The following is a 17,490-nucleotide window of genomic DNA, read 5'->3' as shown; positions in this document are numbered from 1 at the left end:
AAATGGCTGCGCCGTGCCGATCCTTGGCACTGACGCAGCGAATCAGGACGCCGCATCAGACCTCAGTCGACGGCCTAGCGTCCCGCCAACGTGGTAAAAAAGCCGTTAAGCAGAGTGGGTTAGCGACCTGACGGTGGGGCAACGCATCCGTGAACGGATAAACAGCCCCAACTTTTACGATAATTTCTACCTCTGCGTGAGGTCTGTGCCTTTTCGCACTTGGATTAGAAAAGCGAATGTTCTACCATTGCATTACTTTAGGCCGTTGTTCTGGAGGGGACGCGGCTCAAACAATAACGTGGGGCACCATGACCACCTATAACCTTGATAAAGTGACTAACTCGGGGATTAAACTGCCTGAGAAGACGAATTCCTATACCATCGGCGATCTCGCTCGCGAGTTCGGTGTCACGCTTCGCACATTGCGCTTCTACGAAGACCGCGGCCTCCTTTCGCCGCGTCGCGAAGGTCTGGCACGGATCTACGATGCTCGCGATCGTGATCGCCTGGCGGTTATTCTGAAGGGTAAGCAGCTCGGCTTCACGCTGACCGAGATCCGAGCCATGCTTGCGGAAGAGCGTCTGGGGGACAGCTCTGCCACCAACCTGAAGCTCTCGCTCGACCAGATCGAAGACCAGATCGAGCATCTCGAGCAGCAGAAAATCGAGATCGAACAGGCCCTGACCGAACTCAAGGCACGCCGCGCGAGCTTCGTCGCTGCCGCCTAAAGAGGTTTCGGCCTTATCGCCGACAATCTCGCAGATATGAAAATTGGAGTGGCGTCAGATTGTTCTGGCGCCATTTTCGTAATGGGCGGACGGCGAGACGCGTCGTCTTTTGTTTCTCTTGCTCGGAAGAAAGATGTTTCTCTTGCTCGGAAGAAAGAGGTCTTTGGCTCGGTGAGGGCCAGGGTTTTCCCGACGCGAGGTGATCCTTCCTATTAATGTGATCGTCCGTTTTAATGGACCTTCCATTCCGGAAGGAACCTTTGCTGCGCGTACCGGTTGCTTGCCGGAGGCTGGAACGCTCACAGGTATGCCCTTTCGTCACGGTGTGGCCTTCCCCTCGGCTCTGAGATAGTTTATATGTGAACTATTGGTCGACCCGGATGTTCGCCTGAACGTAGCCGGTCGTGCGCTTGATCTGGGAGGAGCTCCATGCCCGTGTACAAGGCCCCCGTCGAAGATGCCCTTTTCCTCCTGAGCGATGTGTTCCCGATAGGGCGCTACAATAATCTGCCGGGCTTTGCCGATGCGACGCCGGATATGATGGAGGCTATTCTCGGCGAGGGTGCGAAGCTCTGCGAGACAGCTTTCGCGCCCTTGAACCTGAGCGGGGACCATGAAGGCTGCACCCGCAACGCCGATGGCTCGGTCACCACTCCGAAGGGTTTTAGAGAGGCTTACGAGGCCTATGCCCAAGGCGGTTGGATGGGACTTTCCGCACCTGAGGAATATGGCGGCCAGGGGCTGCCCACTGTTCTCAACAGCGTCATGCAGGAGTTCATTTCTTCCTCTAACCTTGCGCTCGGCATGTATCCCGGCCTGACCCAAGGAGCCATCGCGGCTCTGCTCGTGCATGGCTCGGAGCAACAGAAGCAGCTCTACGTGCCGAAGATGGTCGAAGGAGCCTGGACCGGCACCATGAATCTCACCGAGCCGCATTGCGGCACGGATCTAGGCCTTCTGAAAACCAAGGCCGTGCCGAACGGGGACGGTTCTTACGCCATCACCGGCACCAAGATCTTCATTTCCGCCGGCGAACACGACATGGCGGAAAACATCATCCACCTCGTTCTCGCGCGCATCGAAGGCGCGCCGGCCGGCACCAAGGGCATTTCGCTTTTCGTCGTGCCGAAATTCCTGGTGAAGGAGGATGGTGAGCTAGCCGACCGCAACGGCGTTTCCTGCGGGTCGCTCGAGCACAAGATGGGTATTCACGGCAACTCCACCTGCGTCATGAATTATGACGGCGCGAAGGGCTGGCTCATTGGCGAAGCCAATCGCGGCCTCAACGCCATGTTCGTGATGATGAACGAGGCGCGCCTTGCGGTCGGTCTGCAGGGCCTGGCGCAATCCGAAGTCGCCTATCAGAACGCTGTTGCCTATGCCAAGGACCGGCTTCAGGGGCGTGCGCTGACCGGGCCGAAATTCCCTGACAAGCCCGCCGATCCCATCATCGTGCACCCCGATGTGCGCCGTACGCTTCTCACCATCAAAGCGATCAACGAAGCCGCGCGGGCACTTGTGCTCTGGACCTCGCTCAAGAGCGACATTGCTCATCGCTCATCCGATCCTACCGAGCGCCAGGCCGCGGATGATCATATGGGCCTGTTGACGCCTGTCGTTAAAGGCGTGCTGACTGATCTCGGATTCGACAGCGCGGTCAAGGCGCAGCAATTGTTCGGTGGTCACGGTTACATCGAGGAATCGGGCATGTCGCAGTTCGTGCGCGATGCTCGCATCACCATGATTTACGAAGGCGCAAACGGCATTCAGGCCATGGACCTTGTCGGCCGCAAGCTGGGGAAGGATGGCGGCCGAGCTGTCATGGCCTTCTTCAACGAGGTCGGCGCGTTTTGCCAGGAGAACGCCAACGACGAGAATCTCAAGAGTTTTGTCGCGCCGCTTCAGAAAGGCCTTGCCGATCTGCAACAGGCCACCATGTGGTTCATGCAGAACGCCATGGCGAAGCCTGACAATGCTGGCGCTGGCGCGACTGATTACATGCACCTCTTCGGCACGGTCGCCATGGGTTATATGTGGGGTCTGATGGCGAAGGCAGCGCTTGAGAAGAAGGCGCAAGGCAATGGCGCGGCCGAGAAGATGGACGGGAAATTGCTGACCGGTCGCTTCTTCATGGAGCGTTTGATGCCGGAAACCGGCACACGTTTGGCGCGCATTTCGGCAGGAGCAGACGCCACGATGGCGATGCCGGTCGAGATGTTTTGACTTGAACGCTGTCATCCCGACCGTTGCGTAGCGAAGAGCCGGGATCGCGGGACGGGAAGACGCGTCATCTGAAAACGATCCCGGGTCCGGCTGTGCCCGCCCGGGACGACTTGCTGGGTCTAGGGAGAACACCATGCCTGACGCCTTTATCTACGATGCCGTGCGCACACCGCGCGGACGCGGCAAGCCTGACGGCTCGCTCCACGAAGTGCCGACGGTCGATCTCGCCGTGACGGCGCTCAACGCGATCCGTGAACGCAATCATCTCGATCCGAAATTGGTCGAGGATGTGGTGCTCGGCTGTGTCGATCCGGTTGGTGAAGCGGGCGGCGACATCGCCCGTGCGGCGGCGCTGAAGGCAGGCTTCGGCAAGGAAGTGCCGGGCGTGCAGATCAACCGATTCTGCGCCTCGGGCCTCGATGCCGTGAACCTCGCGGCGGCACAGGTCATGAGCGGCATGAAAGATCTTGCCATCGGCGGCGGCGTGGAATCCATGAGTCGCGTCGGCATGGGCGCGTCGGGTGGCGCATGGCCGGTCGATCCGGGGCTCGCCATCGCCAGTTATTTTCTACCGCAAGGGATCTCGGCGGATCTCATCGCCACGAAATACGGCTTCTCGCGCGACGATGTGGATGCCTACGCCGTCGAGTCGCAAAAGCGAGCCGCGAAAGCCTGGGAGGATGGCCGGTTCGTTAAGTCGATTATTCCGGTCAAGGACATCAACGGCCTCACCCTTCTCGCCAAGGACGAGCACATGCGCCCGTCTACAGACATGCAGTCGCTCGGTCAGTTGAAGGCGTCCTTCGTGCAGATGGGCGAGATGGGCGGGTTCGACGCGGTGGCGGTCTATGCGCATCCGGAGGTGGAAGCCGTCAACCATGTGCATCATGCAGGCAATTCTTCCGGCATCGTCGATGGCGCTTCTGCCGTGCTCGTCGGATCGAAAGAAGGCGGTGTAAAAGCCGGCCTTAAGCCGCGCGCGCGGCTGAAGGCTTTCGCCTCTCTCGGTTCGGATCTCGCTCTCATGCTGACAGGGCCCATCGAGGTCTCGCAGCTGGTGCTCAAGAAAGCGGGCATGACCACGAACGATATCGATCTGTTTGAGATCAATGAGGCCTTCTCGGCTGTCGTGCTGCGCTATCTGCAAGCGATGGAGCTCGATCCGTCGAAGGTCAATGTGAATGGCGGCGCCATCGCCATGGGCCATCCGCTCGGCGCGACCGGCGGCATGATCCTGGGCACAGCCCTCGATGAGTTGGAGCGCACCGGCAAGAAGACAGCCCTGGTGACGTTGTGCGTGGCTGCGGGCATGGGCACCGCGGCGATCATCGAGCGCGTTTGATAACGAGACGGGAGGAAACTATGACGAAATTTACGAACTTCCGTTTCGATGTCGATGGCGACGGTATCGCGCTTGCGACTTGGGATATGCCGGACCGCTCCATGAACGTCATCACCCCGGAGGTGATGGAGGAGCTGTCGCAGATCGTCGAGAAGGTTGCAGGCGATGCAGCAATCAAAGGCTGCGTCATCACCTCGGGCAAGGAAAGTTTCTCGGGCGGTGCCGATCTCAACATGCTGCAAGGGCTCGGCGCGCAATATGCCAAGCTCGCCAAGGAGAAAGGCGAGGAAGAGGCGATGGGCTTCTTCTTCGAGGAATCGCGCAAGCTCTCGTTGCTTTATCGGCGTCTTGAAGCCTGCGGAAAACCCTTTGCAATCGCTGTGAACGGCGTGTGCCTCGGCGGCGCGTTCGAATTAGCGCTCGCCTGTCATTTCCGCGTTCTGTCCGACGCTGATTCAACGCGCGTCGGCCTGCCTGAGATCAAGGTCGGTCTTTTCCCAGGTGCCGGCGGCACGCAGCGCGTTTCGCGCCTGATGCAGACGGGTGATGCGTTGCAGATGTTGTTCAAGGGTGAGCAGCTCCGTCCGCTCATGGCGCGCAATATGGGCCTCGCTCACGCGGTGGCGCCGCGTGACGAGATCGTCAAGACGGCGAAGGAGTGGATCAAGAACGGCGGCTCCGCGGAAGCGCCGTGGGACAACAAGAATTTCAAGCTGCCGTCGAACAAGGTGTATTCGGCGGCTGGCATGCAGACCTGGCCTGCGGCGAACGCCATCTATCGGCGTGAGACTCAGGGCAATTACCCGGCAGCCTATGCTATTCTGGAAGCGGTCTATCAGGGCCTGCAACTGCCTATGGACCAAGCCTTGAGAGTGGAGTCGCGCTGGTTCGCCAAGATCCTGCGCTCGAAGGAAGCGGCGGCGATGATCCGCACGCTCTTCGTCTCCATGCAGGAGTTGAACAAGGGCGCGCGTCGCCCGAAAGAGGTGCCCCCGACCCATCTGAAAAAGGTTGGCGTCGTCGGCGCGGGCTTCATGGGCGCGAGCGTCGCCTACGTCACTGCTAATGCGGGGCTCGAAGTCGTGCTCATCGACCGCGATGTGGAAACGGCGGAAAAGGGCAAGGCTTATTCGCACAAGCTCATGTCCGATCAGATCATGAAAGGTCGCGCCAAGACGGCGGATCGCGATGCCTTGCTGGCCCGCATCAAGACGAGTGCGGACTACAAGGACTTGAGTGATTGCGAGCTCGTCATCGAAGCCGTGTTCGAGGACCCGAAGGTGAAGGCTGAGGTGATCGAAAAGGTCGAGGCCGCCATCCGCCCCGAATGCATCTTCGCGTCCAACACGTCGACGCTGCCGATCTCCGGCCTTGCGAAGACCTCGAAACGGCCGGATGAGTTCATCGGCATCCACTTCTTCTCACCGGTCGAGAAGATGATGCTGGTCGAGGTCATTCTCGGCAAGAAGACGGGTGATAAGGCGCTCGCCACCGCGCTCGATTATGTGCGGCTGATCAAGAAGACTCCGATTGTGGTGAACGACTCGCGCGGGTTCTTCGCCAATCGTTGCGTGCTCGCTTACATCCTCGAAGGCCATCTCATGCTGACCGAGGGCGTTCCGCCTGCGATGATCGAGAATGCGGGCAAGCAAGCCGGCATGCCGGTCGGACCGCTCTCGCTCAACGACGAAGTCGGTGTCGATCTGGGCTTTAAAATCCTCAAGGCCACAAAGGCGCAACTGGGCGAAACCGCGATCATCCCGCAGCAGGAGGCGCTGCTGGCGCATCTTGTTGAGAAGGAAGGCCGCTTCGGACGGAAGAACAAAAAGGGCTTCTATGATTATCCCGAAAACGGGCCGAAGAAACTCTGGCCCGGTCTGACGGATCTGCAGCCGAAGCATCTCGATGGCGAGAGCATCGACATGCAGGAGCTGAAGCAACGCCTTCTCGTGACGCAGGCATTGGAAGCCGCACGCACGGTGGAGGAGGGCGTCATTACCGATCCGCGTGAGGCGGATGTGGGCTCCATTCTCGGCTTCGGCTTTGCGCCGTTCACGGGCGGTGCGCTGTCCTACATCGATTTCATGGGCGCGAAGGTTTTTGTGGATCTCTGCAAGGCGCTGCAAGCCAAGCATGGCGATCGCTTCGCCCCCCCTAAGATCCTCGTGGACATGGCGGCAAGCGGTGGCACCTTCTATGGCCGCGCGGAAACGAAGAAAGCGGCGTGAGTTTGTCTGATAGCGACAGAAACCCGGGGCAGCCCCCGGGTTTTTCAATTGGCGCCGTGTCACAAGGCGTCCGCATGGAAAACATATGAATCTCTGGCTTCGTGTCCTCCATCTTCTGATAGCGTCGTTGTTCCGTCCCAAACTCGACCCGGTGAACGAGGTCTCGCGCCTCGACTTCCGCGTCTGGCCGCACGACCTCGACACGTCGTTCCATATGAACAACGGACGGTACTGGTCGCTGATGGACCTCGGCCGTGCGGACATTATGGTTCGATCCGGCATGTGGCGCGCCGTTCTGAAGAACCGCTGGCTACCCGTGGTGAGCGCGGGTCAGATCAGGTTCCGGCGTGAGTTGAAGCTCTTTCAGCCCTTCACGCTCGAGACGCGCATCGTCACGTGGGGCGAAGGTTGGGTCGTGATGGAGCAGAAGCTGATCACGATCGGCAAGGATGCGAGCCCCGTCTCTGCCGCCGGCGCCCTGGTCCGCGTGGGTCTCTACGACCGCAAGGCCAGAAGCTTCGTTCCTGTCGAACGCATCCTCACCGATCTCGGTATTCGCGCCTCGGCACCGCCGGAAAGTCCTCAGATCACGGCTTTTCTGGCGGCGGAGGAAGCGATGAAGAAGACGGCTTGATCGTTTCATCGGTCAGGATAGCTTGTTCTTACAACAGAAACGAAGAGTGCCGCCAATGCCCCGCACCATCGATTACTACTTCTCCTTCGCCAGTCCTTGGGCTTATCTCGGCCATATGCCCTTCATGGACATCGTGCAGCGGCATGGGATCGAGGTGAACTACAAGCCGGTCTTTCTCGGTCGGGTGTTCTCGGAGACGGGTGGATTGCCGTTGGCCCAACGGCATCCAGTGCGCCAGCGCTACCGGATGGTCGAACTGCAGCGTTGGCGGGACAAGCGCGGCCTTTCGTTCAATCCCAAGCCGAAATACTGGCCGTTCGATGTAAACCTCGTGGACCGTTTCGCGATTGCCATCGGAGCTGCGGGAAAGGATCCTGACCCATTCCTGCGCCGGTCCTTTGCTGGAATTTGGGAGGAGGAGCGCGATCTCGCCAATCCACTCGTCATCGCCGAACTGGCGGAAGCTGCGGGTCTCGATTCCTCATCGTTGATGGACGTGGCCACGGGTAGCGTGACCGAAGCGATCTATGCGCTGAACTTGGAGAACGCCGTGGCGGGCGACGTATTCGGGTCGCCCTCCTATGTACTCGACAGTGAGGTGTTCTGGGGACAAGACCGCCTTGAACTGCTCGACGATGCCTTGACGACCGGTCGCGCGCCCTACGGCCCCAATATTTGATTATTCGGCGGCCACCTTCGTCGCGCGCCATTGGGTGAGAAGCGCCCGCAAAGCTGCTGGTTTCAGCGGCTTGTTCAGAATGTGAACGTTCATCTCCGTCGCCGCATCACGCACTGTCGGCGTGCGGTCGGCGGTGATGAGAACCGCAGGCGTGTCCACCTGTGTCTTCCAGCGTAGCGACTTGATGGCTTCGAGGCCATCGCCTTCGTCGAGATGATAATCGGCGATGATCGCTTCCGGCGCCTCCTTGCGCTCCTTGATGAGCTTCTGCGCGTTGTCGAGGTCGGAGGCCGTCCAGACTTCACAACCCCAACCGGTGAGGAGAAGGCGCATACCCTCCAGAATCGCCGGCTCGTTATCGATGGCGAGCACGCGCAAGCCGGACAATTGCGTGACCGGAGCCTTGGGTGGCTCTGGCGCTGCCGTCGAGGCCGGCAAAGCGGCGACCACCGGCACATCCACGCGGAAGACCGAGCCTCGCCCGGCGGTGGATTGGAGTATTACCGGGTGGCCCAGAACGCGGCAGATCCGCTCCACGATAGAGAGGCCGAGCCCAAGGCCGCGCGCGGCCTTCGCACCCTGATCCAGTCGCTGGAATTCACGGAAGACGATCCGTTGCTTCGAGGGCGGAATGCCGAGGCCCGTATCCCACACTTCCAAAATCAGGCGTCCGCCGCGCCGCCGGCCGCCGACCAGAACGCGGCCCGAGAGCGTGTACTTGATCGCGTTCGAGACGAGGTTTTGCAGAATACGCCGCAACAGGCGACGGTCGGAGCGTACGGTGAGCGAGGAAGGGACGAAGGTAATCTCCAGCCCCTTCTCCCGTGCGATGGGATCGAACTCCCGTTGCAACTGGCGGAACATCTCGTCGATTCGGAAGCTCGACCATTGCGGCTTCATCGCGCCCGTGTCGAGCCGCGAAATGTCGAGAAGCGCAGTCAGGATTTCTTCCACCGCATCGAGGGAGGCGTCGATGTTCTCGGCGAGCAAAGCGTCGCCTGCATCCCGGTCGCGCTCCACCAGCGAGGTCGCGTAGAGCCTTGCAGCATTGAGCGGTTGCAGAATGTCGTGGCTTGCGGCGGCGAGGAAGCGCGTCTTGGAGATGTTCGCTTCCTCCGCCTCTCCCTTTGCACTCGAGAGAGCCTCGTTGAGGCGCGTCAGCTCTTCCGTGCGCTCCTTGACGCGTTGCTCCAGCGTCTCGTTGGCGCGCCGGCTTTCTTCCTCCGCGGCGACGGTTTCGGTCACGTCCGTATAGGTGGTAACGAGGCCGCCATCCGGAAGCTGATTTGAGCGGATCTCGATCACGATCTCTGACGGATAAAGTCTCAAACGCACCGGTTCGAGGTCGTGCAGGAAGGAGTGGATCCGCGATGCGATGTGACGGTCGAAGGAACCGGGACCGTAGGAACCTCTCTGGGCATTGAAACGGATGATGCTGTCCATGCCGACGCCGACGCGCACGAGGTTGGGCGGCAGATCATAGAGATCGACGAAAGCCTGGTTCCAGGCGAGCAAGCGCAAGTCGCGGTCGAGCACCGTGATGCCTTGCTTTGCATAGTTGATGGCGTGTTGCAGAAGATCGCGGCTCTGCTGAATTGCGGCGGACGCATCGTCCAGGAGTTTCAGCGCGTCTTTGGTCGAGACGGTGCGGCGGCGCAACAGCAGCGACAGGGCGAGGCGTGACGAGGCTGTTCCGATAGCGGATGCGAGCAGATGTTCCGCATATCGCAAGAGGTGAAAGTCCGCTTCCGCACGACCTTCGAGCGGCTGCCCACGGCTATGAGCGAAGCCCGCAAACGATTTCGTCGCACGCTCGTCTCCGAGATAACGTGCGACGGTGGCGCGCAACTCGTCGACGGTGACGCTCGCGCGAAACAGGCGGAAGCTCGGGGCTGCGGATACATCCGGTTCGCTGACGAAGACCTTGGCCTGAATGCGCTCCAGTGGCGTCGCCTGCCGCCAGAACGAGATGCCGATATAGGTCAGGATGTTGAGCGTCAGACTCCACACGACTCCGTGCGTGAGCTGTGGAAGATCGACACCGAAAAGCGCTGTCGGTTTGAGCGCCAGAATGCCGAAGGGGCCGGTGACCACGACGTCCGACCAGAATACGCCGTCCCACACGAGGCTCGGGAGCAGGAGCGTGTAGGCCCAGGTGAAGAAGCCGACGATGAGGCCGGCGCAAGCTCCCAGTGCCGTGCCGCGCGACCAGATGAGACCGCCGAGAAAAGCGGGCGCGATCTGCGCCACGGCGGCGAAGGAGAGAAGCCCGATCGAGGCAAGCGCGGCCTCTCCGGAACCGCGATAGTAAACATACGCGAGCAGGATGACGAGAACGATGGAGAGCCGACGCACGCCGAGCACGAACCCGCCGGGATCGACGCCGGCGAAAGCGCGTCGTCGCAACACGATCGGCATCACGAGATGGTTCGAGATCATGATGGCGATGGCGATGGAATCGACGATCACCATGGCGGTCGCCGCCGAGAACCCGCCGAGGAAGGCGAGAAGCGCGATGGACCCTGTCTTGTCGAACAGAGGCAGCGCGAGAACCGTCATGTCCCGGTCAATCGCCCCTTGCGGGAAAACGGCCATGCCGGCGAGCGCGATGGGAATGACGAACAGATTGATGAGAAGAAGATAAACCGGAAATAGCCACGCGGCCCGCTTGAGATCGGCAATGGACCTGTTCTCGACAACCGTCATGTGAAACTGGCGCGGCAACAGAATGGACGCGCAGATCGAGAGCAGGATCAGTGTCACATAACTGCCGAACCCGGATGTCCGGTCGACCATGCTCGGGTTGATGCCCTTCGCGGTCACCTGCGCGACGATGTCGTCGAAGCCATCGAACATGACGAAGGTGACATAAAGGCCGACAACGAGAAAGGCGATGAGCTTGACGACGGATTCAAGCGAGATCGCGAGCACAAGCCCGTCTTGGTGTTCCGTTGCATCCGTGTGCCGGGTTCCGAATGCCACCGCGAAACCGGCGAGCACGAGAGCGACGACGAGCGCGAGATCGCCGAAGATTGGAATGGCGTGCGAGGTCGTGCCGCTCGCGACTGTCAAAAACACATCGAGCGAGGACGAGACCGCCTTCAATTGCAGCGCGATATAGGGAACCGAACCGATCAGCGCGATCAGCGAAACGATAGCCGCAACGCGTTCGCTCTTGCCATAGCGAGCCGCGACGAAATCCGCGATGGACGAGATGTTCTGGGCCTTCGCCACGCGCACGATGCGCGCGACAAGCAGGTGCCCGAGACCGATGACGAGGATTGGGCCGATATAGATCGTCAGGAAGTCGAGCCCCGAGGAACTCGCGAGACCCACAGATCCGAAGAAGGTCCACGAGGTGCAATAGACCGCCAGCGACAGGGCCGCGATCGTTGAGCGCGCACGCCCTCGCACGATCCGCCGCCCGAAAGAATCGCCCCAATGAGCGACCGTGAAAAGCAGGCAGAGATAGGCGAGAGCCAAGAGGATAACCGCCCAACTGGCGACCATGTGCTGATCCTTGCGAAGAAACCCCGTGAGATTAGCGGCTTAAGTCTGTGAATGCTACGTTCCGAGGCAGATAACAATTGCCGCTGCAGCGGGTCATAATTCCCTGTCCCAGGCGGGCTCTGGCGCGAAGCGTTCAGCCAGAAATTCTATGAAGACGCGAACCTTGGCAGGGGCCTGACGGCCGGAGGGCAGGATGGCATGGACGCCGAATTCGTGGGGCGGACAGTCGAGATCAATCCGCATGAGCGCTCCGGCCCGCAAGCTATCGCCAACGATGAAGGTAGGCTGATAAATCAAGCCCTGACCGGCAAGCGCGGCTGCAAGCAGAGCGTCTCCGTTATTGGCCCGTAAGTTGCCGGAAACGGGGGCGACGATCTCGCTGTTTTCGCCAAAGGTCCAGCGGTTCGCGCCGAGCGCATTCGGCAACGTGTAGCCGAGGCAGTTGTGTTGTTGGAGATCCGCAATCGTTCGTGGCGTGCCGTGGGTGAACAGGTAGGAGGGGGCCGCGCAGACGACGACCCGGCAAGGAGCGATGCGGCGCGCCACGAGGCCTGAATCCTTCAGGCGGCCGATGCGGATGGCAAGGTCCCAACCTTCCTCGATGAGGTCGACATAGCGGTCGGTGAGGCCGAGATCGACAGTGACCGCCGGATGAAGCCGGCTGAACTCGGCCAAGGCCGGGGCAATCTCACGTATGCCAAAAGCCAGCGGCACATTGAGCTTGAGCGTTCCGCGCGGTTCCACTCGGTCTAGACTGGCGGAGGCGTCGGCCTCCTCGATCTCGGCGAGAATGCGCTCGCAGGCAGAGAGATAGCTCCTGCCGGCTTCAGTCAGGGTCATGCCGCGTGTGGAGCGATTCAGGAGCTTGACGCCGAGCCTGTCCTCAAGGGCGGAGACATGCTTCGTCACCATGGTCTGCGAGAGATTCAAAGCCCGCGCGGCGGCCGAGAAATTGCCAAGGGTGCCGACGCGAGCGAAGACCTGCATGCCGGTGACGCGGTCGAGCAATTCACCCTCCTGGTGTGAGCTTATATCCAGATATTGATATTATCGTATCATGGGTATGAGGTCATATAAAGCGGACACGTTATTTCAGGAAACCTCCCATGATCGACAACCGCACCGCTCCCTTCGCCGCCCTCGTGCTTCGTGTGACGCTCGGCATTCTCTTTTTCGCCCATGCCGGTCTGAAGATCTTCGTCTTCACCCCGGCCGGTACGGCGCAGTTCTTCGGCAGCCTCGGTTTGCCGCCTGCGCTCGCCTATCTCACCATCCTCATCGAGGTCGTCGGCGCGGCGGCGCTCATCCTCGGCTTTTACACCCGCATCACAGCCATCGTCCTTATTCCGGTCCTGCTTGGCGCCATATTCACCGTGCATGGTCCTGCCGGCTTTTTCTTCTCGAACGCCAATGGCGGTTGGGAATATCCGGCCTTCTGGGCGGTGGCTCTTCTCGTCCAGGCTCTGCTCGGTGACGGCGCCTACGCCCTGCGCTCCGAGCCAGCGAAACTCGCCCGCGCCTAAAACGGAACACACATCATGTCCGCACCCCTTTCGCCTTTGAATGACGCCGGCCTCGCATCGGTGCGTCCCATCGGGGCGGGCGTCAGGATCGGCCACGTTCATCTGAAAGTGTCCGATCTCGACCGTTCGCTCGCCTTCTATTGTGGCGTTCTCGGCTTCCAATTGATGCAGCGCTACGGGACGCAGGCCGCGTTCATCTCGGCCGGTGGCTATCACCATCACATCGGCCTCAATACCTGGGAGAGCAAAGGCGGCTCGCCGCCCCCGCGTGGCACGACCGGGCTCTACCACACGGCCATTCTCTACCCGACCCGGGCGGAACTGGCCGATGCGCTCCGCCGTCTCATCGAGGCTGGCGTGCCCCTCGAAGGCGCCAGTGATCACGGGGTAAGTGAGGCGCTCTACTTGAGTGACCCGGACAGGAACGGCGTCGAATTGTATTGGGACCGTCCCGAAGCCGAATGGCCCCGTGCGCCCGACGGTAAGTTACAGATGGTGACAGAGCGCCTGGATCTGCAGGACCTCCTCGCCAGCGCGCAACCTTAAGGATGCGAAGTCGGCGCCTTCCTTGATCTGGGAGGCGGCGGCTTTCTCTCGACTAGCCCGCTCCTTGACCTAAATGCTAAGATTCCTAACGGTACTGGCTGACGAGGAGATGGGCTGTGTTGGAAGAGTTCAAGAAATTCGCCTTGCGCGGAAACGTGGTCGATCTCGCCATCGGCGTGATCATCGGTGCGGCGTTCAGCCGGATCGTGGATTCCATGGTCAGCGATCTGTTCATGCCGATCATCGGGGCGGTGACCGGCGGCCTCGATTTCTCCAATTATTTCCTGGGGCTCTCCAAGGAGGTGACGGCGACCTCTCTCGCAGAGGCCAGAAAGCAGGGCGCTGTTCTTGCTTTCGGCAATTTCATCACCGTCGCCATCAACTTCCTCATCATTGCCTGGGTTCTCTTCATGGTCGTGAAGGGCATCAACAAGCTCCAGCGCAGTGAAGGAGAGAAGGTCAAGGAGAAGCCGGAGGACATGGCCAACGTGAAGCTTCTCGCCGAAATTCGCGATCTCCTGAAGGAGAGGTCCGCACTCTAGAGTTTAATCGTTTCAGATTGAAACAAGATCAAACTCTCGATTCTTTTGATGCCGCATGATCCGGGCGAACAACCGGTTTCCACTTGTTTCGATCATGCTCTGACCCATCACCGGATTCGATCGGTCCCTTCGCATCTTGTCATAACAGCTTCCGAAAGCTTGCCTTGCGCGGGCGAACACGCCATGCCTGTTCGTCTGCCGAGGAGCTTTTCATGAACGCGTCCGTCTCGACCTCTTCCGTCTTCAATCTCCGCTCGGAAGCGGAGCATGCACCGACGAGCGGCATCGTCGATGTCTTCAACTACGGACGCAACCGCGAAGGCCTGATCCCGCTCTGGGTCGGCGAAGGCGACCTTCCGACCCCGTCCTTCATCTGCGAGGCCGCGACACGTTCGCTTGCCGCCGGCGAGACCTTCTATACCTATCAGCGCGGCATTCCGGATCTGCGGCAGGCCATCGCGCGCTATCATGAGCGCGTTTACGGCAAGCCTGTCGATCCCGAGCGCTTCTTTGTCACCTCGGGCGGCATGCCGGCGCTTCAGATCGCTGTGCGCATGCTCGCGGGCAACGGAGATGAGGTTCTGGTGCCGACGCCGGTCTGGCCCAATTTCATTGGTGCCCTCACCATCGCAGGGGCGAAGGCCGTCGGCGTGCCGATGACTTTCTCGGCCAAGGGCTGGATCCTCGACATCGCACGCCTGGAGGCCGCGATCACTCCGCGCACCAAGGCACTCGTCATCAACTCGCCGTCGAACCCGACCGGGTGGACGGCAAGCCATGACGACTTGCGCGCAGCACTGGAGCTCGCCCGCAAACACGGTCTCTGGATCATCGCTGATGAGATCTATGGCCGTTTCATCTACGACGAGGCGCTTGCCGTCGAGGGCCGCGCGCCCTCGTTCAGGGATGTGATGGCGCCGGAGGACCGGGTTCTGTTCATCCAGACCTTCTCCAAGAACTGGGCCATGACCGGCTGGCGTCTCGGCTGGCTCGAAGCGTCTCCGGCTCTGGGGCAGGTGATCGAGAACCTGATTCAGTATCAGACCTCCGGGACGCCGGTCTTCATCCAACGGGGCGGCGTTGCAGCCCTGGAGCAGGGCGAGAGTTTCGTCGCCCATCAGATCGCTCGGGCGAAAGAGGGGCGCCAGATCATCATGGGCCTTGCGGAAACCGGGCTTATGGAATTGCCTCCACCCTCCGGCGCGTTCTACGCCTTTCCAAAAGTCAAAGGGGCCAAGAATTCGCAGGATGTCGCGATCCGGCTCATCGAAGAGGCCAATGTCGGCCTCGCGCCGGGCTCGGCTTTCGGTGGTGCAGCAGGAGAGGGATATTTGCGGATCTGTTATGCCCGCAAATCCGAAGACCTGAAGGAAGCAGTGCGCCGCATCGCTGCTGCCCTGCCCAAGATCGCCGCTAGAGTTTGATGCCGCATGATCCGGGCGAACAACCGGTTTCCACTTGTTCTGATCATGCTCTAAGACAGCCAATGCATGGCTTGCTTGCGCGATGGGCATTTGACGGATGGGCCCATCGCCGTCATTGAGCGACCAGAGTTCTTCCAGCCGCTCATGCAAACCGTTCTGACATACATCGCCCAGATCCTGATCGCCGGCCTTGGCGGTTTGATCTTTCACGTCGTCGGGATACCGGGAGCCTGGTTGTCCGGGTCGGCGGTCGCCGTCGTCCTCTGGGGACTGACCGGATGGTCGAAGGCGATGCCCCGCGCCCTCACCGATATGGCGTTGCTCACGTCGGGAGTCTCCATGGGTGCGGCGGTAACGCCTACGGCCATTGCCGCCATAGGACGCTATCCACTCAGCCTTGTTCTGCTCGTCATAGGGGTCGTGGCCATCTGTGCCACGTCGGCTTTCTGGCTGACGCGGGTTTCAGGCTGGGGGAAAAGCGATGCTCTTCTGGCGTCCGCGCCGGGGGCGTTGTCGACGGTGATCGCCATCGCCATCGACAGGAACGCTGCTGTCGCGCCCATCGTCATCGTTCAGAACGTGCGCCTCTTCGCCCTGATCGCGCTCCTGCCGGGCGTCGTCGTGATGTCCGGAGATGGAGAACTGGGGTCCCGTCTCCTGGGGGAGGGACAGCAGATCATGTCGCCGGGAAGCATGGCGATCATGCTTTTCGGCAGCGTCGTCGTGGGGACTGTTTTCAAGCGGCTCGGTATGGCCGCGCCGATTCTTCTCGGTGCGACGCTGGTCAGCACTTTCGCTCACGCGACGAGCTTCATCCAGGGCGTCATTCCACCTGTGATCGCGACAGGTGGTCTCGTTCTGATGGGAGCCTTCATCGCAGACCGTTTCCGTGATCTGAATTTCGCGACGGTTCGCCAATCCATCGTTGCAGGCCTTGGTTCATTCGCTGTCGGGATGAGCGTCGCAGTGGCCTTTGCGGCTCTCGCAAGCTGGATTGCCGGTGTCACGTTCCACAATGCCCTGATCGCTTTCGCGCCCGGAGGGCTTGAGGCGATGACGGTGCTCGCCCTGATGCTGGGGCTCGACCCGCTCTATGTGGGTATCCACCATTTCGTCCGGTTCATCGGCATCGGCTTCACGCTACCGCTCGTGTTGAGCTGGGTGCAGCCGAAGCAGCAATCCTGATCATTCCCGGCGACGCAGTCGCTCCACAGCCTCCATGCGGGGCTTTGCGGTTTCCCACAATCGCTTGGTCACCGTCGCGACAAGAGCCTCGGTCAGCATCAGCAATCCGGCGGAGGAATCCCAGTTGGAGGGAGCCGTAACGTGCGCCGGCAGGACATGGCGAGCGACCCGCGCGATGGGCGAGAGCCAGGGATCGGTAATCAGAACGACCGTCGCACCCTGTTTTGCCGCCGTCTCAGCCAACAGCACGATGTCGTCCTGATAGCGCCTGATGTCGAACACCACGAGGACGTCCTTACGGCCGATCTCGATCATCCGATCCCGCCAAAGAGCGGGTTGGCTATCGATCGCATCCACGTTGCTCCGCACGATGCGGAAGTGGCTCTCGGCGTAGCGCGCCAGCGCGCCGGTGAAGCGGCCGCCCGTGAAGTGAACGTTTCGACGCGGATCGCTCAACAGGGTCACAACCGCATCGAACTCAGCGGGGGCGATGTTCTCCACGGTCGCACGCAAGTTCGCGATGGTCGCCTCCGCGAAGGCGGCCAGCGCCGGAGCCGTCTGGCCCTTGTCCAGTGGGCTCGCCTTAGCGAGGGGGGAGAGAAGCTGCGCCTCCAGCTCTTCGCGCAGGTGCTTCTGAAAATCCGGGAAGCCGTTGAAGCCGAGCCGGGTCACGAAGCGAAGGGCCGAGGGTCCCGAAATGCCGGCGCGCGATGCGAATTCCGCGACTGTCTCCAACCCGGCGAACGGATAATGGCTTAAAAGAACATGGGCCGCCCGTTTCTCGCTCGGCGTAAAATGCTCCATCTCATGGCGAATCCGGTCCGCGAGACTTGGCGGATCGGCGGGCGGGAGGAGGCTTTGATCGGGCATGCCGGAATGCTTGTCCACAGATGTCCTTGACGAGATCTGAAACCTGTATCAAAAAT

At 60.8% G+C, this 17,490-nt stretch carries 14 protein-coding genes; 11 read left to right on the top strand and 3 right to left on the bottom strand.

Features of this window, described 5'->3' with window-relative positions:
• Window positions 1–308: 308 nt before the first annotated feature.
• The 6 genes from AB4072_RS03750 (at window position 309) to AB4072_RS03725 (ending at window position 7,834) form a co-directional block, all read left to right on the top strand.
• Complete coding sequence (locus AB4072_RS03750) at window positions 309–728, top strand: MerR family transcriptional regulator (protein ID WP_441965556.1); 420 nt, start codon at window positions 309–311, stop codon at window positions 726–728.
• A 429-nt stretch (window positions 729–1,157) separates the two neighbouring features.
• Window positions 1,158–2,951: an acyl-CoA dehydrogenase C-terminal domain-containing protein gene (locus tag AB4072_RS03745; protein WP_441965555.1), complete on the top strand. Its 1,794-nt coding sequence runs from the start codon at window positions 1,158–1,160 to the stop codon at window positions 2,949–2,951.
• A gap of 133 nt (window positions 2,952–3,084) precedes the next feature.
• A complete protein-coding gene (locus AB4072_RS03740) occupies window positions 3,085–4,293 on the top strand; it encodes an acetyl-CoA C-acetyltransferase (protein WP_441965554.1) in 1,209 nt (402 codons plus the stop codon).
• 20 nt (window positions 4,294–4,313) lie between these two features.
• Window positions 4,314–6,521: a 3-hydroxyacyl-CoA dehydrogenase NAD-binding domain-containing protein gene (locus AB4072_RS03735; protein WP_441965553.1), complete on the top strand. Its 2,208-nt coding sequence runs from the start codon at window positions 4,314–4,316 to the stop codon at window positions 6,519–6,521.
• A gap of 85 nt (window positions 6,522–6,606) precedes the next feature.
• Window positions 6,607–7,155 carry an acyl-CoA thioesterase gene (locus tag AB4072_RS03730; RefSeq protein WP_441965552.1) on the top strand — a complete coding sequence of 183 codons (549 nt, stop codon included), beginning with the start codon at window positions 6,607–6,609 and terminating at the stop codon, window positions 7,153–7,155.
• 55 nt (window positions 7,156–7,210) lie between these two features.
• Complete coding sequence (locus AB4072_RS03725) at window positions 7,211–7,834, top strand: 2-hydroxychromene-2-carboxylate isomerase (protein WP_441965551.1); 624 nt, start codon at window positions 7,211–7,213, stop codon at window positions 7,832–7,834.
• On the opposite strand, the gene AB4072_RS03720 is transcribed toward AB4072_RS03725, so the two are convergent.
• Both AB4072_RS03720 and AB4072_RS03715 read right to left on the bottom strand, forming a co-directional pair.
• Entirely contained in the window at window positions 7,835–11,344 is a 3,510-nt protein-coding gene (locus tag AB4072_RS03720; protein ID WP_441965550.1) for a NahK/ErcS family hybrid sensor histidine kinase/response regulator, read from the bottom strand.
• A 93-nt stretch (window positions 11,345–11,437) separates the two neighbouring features.
• A complete protein-coding gene (locus AB4072_RS03715) occupies window positions 11,438–12,352 on the bottom strand; it encodes a LysR family transcriptional regulator (protein ID WP_441965549.1) in 915 nt (304 codons plus the stop codon).
• A gap of 98 nt (window positions 12,353–12,450) precedes the next feature.
• Here AB4072_RS03715 and AB4072_RS03710 point away from each other — a divergent pair, with 98 nt between their 5' ends.
• From AB4072_RS03710 to AB4072_RS03690, 5 genes are all read left to right on the top strand, one after another.
• Window positions 12,451–12,867 carry a DoxX family protein gene (locus tag AB4072_RS03710; protein WP_441965548.1) on the top strand — a complete coding sequence of 139 codons (417 nt, stop codon included), beginning with the start codon at window positions 12,451–12,453 and terminating at the stop codon, window positions 12,865–12,867.
• A gap of 15 nt (window positions 12,868–12,882) precedes the next feature.
• Window positions 12,883–13,413: a VOC family protein gene (locus AB4072_RS03705; protein ID WP_441965547.1), complete on the top strand. Its 531-nt coding sequence runs from the start codon at window positions 12,883–12,885 to the stop codon at window positions 13,411–13,413.
• A gap of 116 nt (window positions 13,414–13,529) precedes the next feature.
• A complete protein-coding gene (gene mscL / locus AB4072_RS03700; protein WP_441965546.1) occupies window positions 13,530–13,955 on the top strand; it encodes a large conductance mechanosensitive channel protein MscL in 426 nt (141 codons plus the stop codon).
• A 212-nt stretch (window positions 13,956–14,167) separates the two neighbouring features.
• Window positions 14,168–15,379 carry a pyridoxal phosphate-dependent aminotransferase gene (locus AB4072_RS03695; protein ID WP_441965545.1) on the top strand — a complete coding sequence of 404 codons (1,212 nt, stop codon included), beginning with the start codon at window positions 14,168–14,170 and terminating at the stop codon, window positions 15,377–15,379.
• Window positions 15,380–15,445: 66 nt separating this feature from the next.
• The gene (locus tag AB4072_RS03690; protein WP_441965544.1) at window positions 15,446–16,564 is read left to right on the top strand and encodes an AbrB family transcriptional regulator; all 1,119 of its coding nucleotides are present in this window, start codon (window positions 15,446–15,448) and stop codon (window positions 16,562–16,564) included.
• Here AB4072_RS03690 and AB4072_RS03685 read toward each other — a convergent pair whose 3' ends face one another.
• Window positions 16,565–17,434 (bottom strand): MurR/RpiR family transcriptional regulator, encoded by an 870-nt coding sequence (locus AB4072_RS03685; RefSeq protein WP_441965543.1) that lies wholly within the window; start codon window positions 17,432–17,434, stop codon window positions 16,565–16,567.
• Between the last annotated feature and the right edge of the window lie 56 nt (window positions 17,435–17,490).

This window comes from Microvirga sp. 2MCAF38, assembly GCF_052115485.1.
GTDB lineage: Bacteria > Pseudomonadota > Alphaproteobacteria > Rhizobiales > Beijerinckiaceae > Microvirga.
Note: the sequence above shows the minus strand (reverse complement) of the source record. Positions and strands in the feature narration are given on the sequence as shown.